At 29.5% G+C, this 2,783-nt stretch carries 5 protein-coding genes; all 5 read right to left on the bottom strand.

Annotated elements, in window-relative coordinates:
* Positions 1–101: 101 nt before the first annotated feature.
* Entirely contained in the window at positions 102–305 is a 204-nt protein-coding gene (locus ACGH80_RS11675; RefSeq protein ID WP_411578980.1) for a hypothetical protein, read from the bottom strand.
* A gap of 29 nt (positions 306–334) precedes the next feature.
* Positions 335–817 (bottom strand): single-stranded DNA-binding protein, encoded by a 483-nt coding sequence (gene ssb, locus ACGH80_RS11670; protein ID WP_411578979.1) that lies wholly within the window; start codon positions 815–817, stop codon positions 335–337.
* A 235-nt stretch (positions 818–1,052) separates the two neighbouring features.
* Positions 1,053–1,301: a hypothetical protein gene (locus ACGH80_RS11665; RefSeq protein ID WP_411578978.1), complete on the bottom strand. Its 249-nt coding sequence runs from the start codon at positions 1,299–1,301 to the stop codon at positions 1,053–1,055.
* A 75-nt stretch (positions 1,302–1,376) separates the two neighbouring features.
* The gene (locus ACGH80_RS11660; protein WP_411578977.1) at positions 1,377–1,967 is read right to left on the bottom strand and encodes a hypothetical protein; all 591 of its coding nucleotides are present in this window, start codon (positions 1,965–1,967) and stop codon (positions 1,377–1,379) included.
* A gap of 223 nt (positions 1,968–2,190) precedes the next feature.
* Positions 2,191–2,697, bottom strand: a complete 507-nt coding sequence (locus ACGH80_RS11655; RefSeq protein WP_411578976.1) for a J domain-containing protein — start codon at positions 2,695–2,697, stop codon at positions 2,191–2,193.
* Positions 2,698–2,783: the final 86 nt, after the last annotated feature.

The following is a 2,783-nucleotide window of genomic DNA, read 5'->3' as shown; positions in this document are numbered from 1 at the left end:
AAAAAATATCGTTTGCTACCGCCTCGCCTGACGTCTCGTTGCTGAATCTCAATTTTCATTTTTTACTACGTAAAAAAACCAAAATTGAGATTGCCTATTATTTAATATTGATTTCCATCATTTTTATTGGATTGATAAATCCCCGTAAGTATAAAAATAAATAAAAACATCACTGCAACAAGTGCATGACAGTAAACAAACATCACTAAAAAAGTTGGTATAGAAACCCCTAGCCAAACGTCTACCGCAACTGCGAGCGCCCAACTAATTGCCCCAATAACATAATATAGTAGTTTAAAACTCATTCTATTTACTCCTCTCTTGTTGTTTAAGATCAGAATGGAATATCATCATCAAAATCCATTGGAGCTGAAGGTAGATCTGATGGAGCTGATGGAGCTGATGAATTGTTATTGGCACTTTGCCCCCAATTTTGTGAGCCGTCTCCCATGTTTTCACCTTTATTGCGTGTTCCTAAAATTTGTAAAGTACCGCTAATAGGGTTAATTACAACTTCTGTAGTGTAATGATCTTGTCCTGACTGATCTTGCCATTTTCGAGTTTGTAATTGTCCTTCAAGATAAACTTGTGAACCTTTTTTTAAATATTCGCCCGCAATTTCAGCTAATTTACCAAATACAACAACACGATGCCATTCAGTTTTCTCACGGCTTTCATTCGTTTGCTTATCTTTCCATGTTTCAGATGTCGCAATACTAATATTTGCAACGGCGTTACCATTAGACATGTAACGAACTTCGGGATCTTGACCTAAATTACCAACTAAAATTACTTTATTTATTCCACGGCTAGCCATTTTGTTTTCCTCTCTTTTATTAATTAATGTAAAATATTAAGTATGATTATTATATAAAATAACATGCAAAAAAGCAAGTAAAAAAATATTTTTTTTAACAGCTCTTAAAATACCCTTTAAGCAAAGTTCTAAAAAAGTTGCCAAATTATGAAAACTTGTAATAATAAAGGAGAATAATGTTAAGCCGTTATTCAACTGCATAAAAAAGAGTAAAGCCTTTTTTTGAGGCTTTACTTTAATTATTTCTAAGTGTTTTTCTTTTTTGTTCAAACAAATAATCAAAAAGCACATCTAAAGCAAAATCGGGAACCGCCCTATAATTTTTACTTGTTTTATTTCTTCTCCAATCTCTAATTTGACTAATTGAAACTTGATAACCAGCTTTATTCATCAACTCAACAACTATATCAAGCTGTTCAACAAGTCCAGAGAGATGCAAAAGATGATTAAACACTTTATTAGCTTGCATTTTTAAAAATCTCATATATCACCTATTATTTGATTAATTATATAATGTTATTAAGTCAAGCAGTAGACTGCTTAACTTAATTATTAATTATTAATTTTTAATAAGTCCTCCAATGTGTGCACAAATTTTTATTATAAAATCAACATCAGCAGTAATAGTTAGACTAGCATTTTTGTGATGAATATTTTTTATATCGACTTTATAATCATCACTCCAGTACGAAAAATGCCCTTGCTCTTGACACATTTTATTAAAATTTATAAATCGTTTTAAAATATTTTCTTTATATGCTAATTCATTAGCTAAAGATTCTTTACTTGCTCTTATTGAAAGTATTTTTTCTACATATTCCGATAAATTGTCAATCCCTAACCTTTTTAAAAATTCCTTTGAATATTTTCCCTTTTTCCAAATTGAAAAAGTTATTTCATTAGATGAGATGCAATTTTGTTTATCTATGTCAGAATCTCCGATAATTAACCAAGCAATAGCTCTATCTTTATTTTTCAATTGAAATCTAGCTGTAATTTTTACCCCTTTTATCCGCGTATGAAATAAAATAGACTTAACATAATTATCACAATTTGATTTAATCCATTTTTGGTTAAAAGGATTACCACCTAAATCTTTTAAAAAAACTTCATCGCAAATTTGCTCAAGACGTTCATTAGAATTTAACATTAAAATAGTCCTCTATTGAGAGATTAGTTTTTTCTAGAAGCCCTTGCATTAGGGCTTAATTTCGTTGTTTGGTTAACCATTCAACTTGTAATTATTATATAAAATTACATGTAAAAAAGCAAGTAAAAAAACAAATAAAATAAAAGTTTTTAAAAAAAATTTGTAATAGCAAATAAAAAACCAAGATGCACTTACATCTTGGATTTTTATTTATTATTAAAAATTAAGCGGTTAACAGTGAAGAATGATAACTTTTTGATTTAATTATTGATGAACCGTATTTATTTCTAATTTCTTCCATTTCCCAAGATTTTCTTTTTCGTTGGCTTTTATGTTCACTCGGTCTATAATACCACTTTGTTTTTTTGCTTGCCCAAAGAAATCCCAAGCTTTTAATTTGTTCTTTGTAAGTTTTAGTTTCTCCTGACAACCATACCCAATTGCCACAAACCTCAATAATAACCCCGTTCATTTTTAAAACTTCATCAATAACAACTTCTAAATCTTCACTATAATTATATGCATTGTTTTCGTCTGTGTGAGTTATACTATCCAGATCAAGACTTTTTAAAAATTCATATGCCGAATTGATAACTTTCATTAGTTCCCCTCCTGCAACATTACGATCTGGATGATACTTAATAGCAAGTCGTTTATAGGCTTTAGCTATATCTTCCATGTTAACAGTGCCATTTAGATTTAATACATTCAAAGCTTCATTAATATTCATATTTTTATATCCTCTATTAAGAGATTAGATTACTAAAAAGCCCTTACATTAAGGCTTAGTTTCGTTGTTCGGTTAACCTTTCAACT

It is taken from the genome of Gilliamella sp. BG1 (genome assembly GCF_046635625.1).
GTDB lineage: Bacteria > Pseudomonadota > Gammaproteobacteria > Enterobacterales > Orbaceae > Gilliamella > Gilliamella bombi.
The sequence above is the reverse complement of the archived record's forward strand: the minus strand, read 5'-3'. Positions and strand labels throughout refer to the sequence as shown.

Coding starts and splice junctions, on each gene's coding strand:
- ACGH80_RS11665 (WP_411578978.1), bottom strand. CDS start 1,301: ATGAGATTTTTAAAAATGCAAGCTAATAAAGTGTTTAATCATCTTTTG.
- ssb (WP_411578979.1), bottom strand. CDS start 817: ATGGCTAGCCGTGGAATAAATAAAGTAATTTTAGTTGGTAATTTAGGT.
- ACGH80_RS11660 (WP_411578977.1), bottom strand. CDS start 1,967: ATGTTAAATTCTAATGAACGTCTTGAGCAAATTTGCGATGAAGTTTTT.
- ACGH80_RS11675 (WP_411578980.1), bottom strand. CDS start 305: ATGAGTTTTAAACTACTATATTATGTTATTGGGGCAATTAGTTGGGCG.
- ACGH80_RS11655 (WP_411578976.1), bottom strand. CDS start 2,697: ATGAATATTAATGAAGCTTTGAATGTATTAAATCTAAATGGCACTGTT.